A 1,476-nucleotide genomic window follows, 5' to 3' on the forward strand; every position below is an offset into this window, starting at 1 on the left:
GGGGGGTGCTTCTATGGTTTTCGTCAAGCGGCTAGAGCCACCGCGGGTGGGGTGGGTTCGGTGTAGAAGGTCCCGTCGCGCAGCATGGCGTAGAGCACGTCGGTGCGGCGTCTGGCCAGGGCGATGATGGCTTGGTTATGGCGTTTGCCCTGGGCGCGTTTGCGGTCGTAGTAGGCCCTGGAGGCGGGGCTGGCATTGATCGAGGCGAACGCGGAGAGGAACAGCGCCCGTTTCAGGGTCTTGTTGCCGCGCCGCGAGGGGAACTCGCCGCGGATAGAGGTCCCGGAGCGCCGGGTGACGGGGGCGATGCCGGCGTAGGAGGCCAGGTGGGCGGCGTCCTTGAAGTTCTTGCCCACGACTTCGGTGAGGATCCGTGCGGCGGTCCTGACCCCTACCCCGGGCATAGAGGTCAGGACCTGGGTGAGAGGGTGAGCATCGACCACCGTGAGGATCTCGTTCTCAATCTCAGAACGCTGAGTGCTCAACTGTGCCAGTTGTTGGGCGAGGCGCCCGATGATCTTCTCCGCCGCGGTAGTACCGGTGACGGTCACTGTTTGCTCGGCCAGGGCGGTGAAAATCTCCTCAGTCAGCCGCTCGGCCAGCCGGGGTGCGTGTTTCTTCAGCAACGCTCGCACGTGGCCCCTCCCGGCGGTGCGCAGCCGGGAGGGCGAGGGGTAGCGGGTGAGCAGGGTGATCACCGCGGTGTGGCCCAGGCGGGGTCCGAGAACACGTTCCAGGGCGGGGTGGATCTGGGTGAGGAAACCCCGCAACCGGTTGCGGACCTGGGTGAGCTGGGCTGTGAGGTCGTCATCGAAACCACACAGCATCGCCAGTTCGGCGATGTTCTCTTCTGCCACGGTGATCCCACGCAACGTGTGGGGCAGGGTGCGGGCGGTGTCGGCGATGATGAACGCGTCACGGGCATCGGTTTTCGCCTGGCCTTCGTGCAAATCCGCCACCCGGCGCATCGTCAGCCCGGGCAGGTAGGCTACATCGATCCCGAGGTCCTGCGCTACGGCGATGACCAGGGCCCCAATGGTCTTCGGCTGGTCCACAACCACCAGAACAGGCCCGTGCTCGGCGTGCAGGGCTTCTAGCAGGGCCCGGATCTTCGGTTCGGACTGGGGCAGGGGTTTGTCGTGAACGACGGTGCCTTCCGCGGTGAGGGCGGTGGCGTGGTGTTCGGTCTTACCGACGTCGATCCCGAGGTAGAGCTGGTGGTCCATGAGGGTCACCTATTTTCATCACGCAGGGACAAGGAGTGAGGTGACCAGATGGTTCACCCGCCCACATCCACGTTACAAAGCCCCAGGCATCGGGTCGTGCTTCTATCAGCGGTCCGGGTGAACCAGTGCCGGCCCCGGTGACTACACCCCCCGGATCATCGATGACTGGGGGCAACAATCATGCCGGGACCGGCTGGCTACCTACGCCTACATCCTCCCGGAGGCAAGCGCCACGAAAAAGGTAACGGGG

At 65.1% G+C, this 1,476-nt stretch carries 1 protein-coding gene; it reads right to left on the bottom strand.

From position 1 onward, the window contains the following. Nucleotides 1-23 precede the first annotated feature (23 nt). Nucleotides 24-1,226, bottom strand: coding sequence for an IS110 family transposase (locus tag RF637_RS13745; protein WP_144931468.1), 1,203 nt, complete (start codon nucleotides 1,224-1,226; stop codon nucleotides 24-26). Nucleotides 1,227-1,476 lie beyond the last annotated feature (250 nt).

It is taken from the genome of Kocuria sp. CPCC 204721, assembly GCF_040980945.1.
GTDB classification, from domain to species: domain Bacteria; phylum Actinomycetota; class Actinomycetes; order Actinomycetales; family Micrococcaceae; genus Kocuria; species Kocuria marina.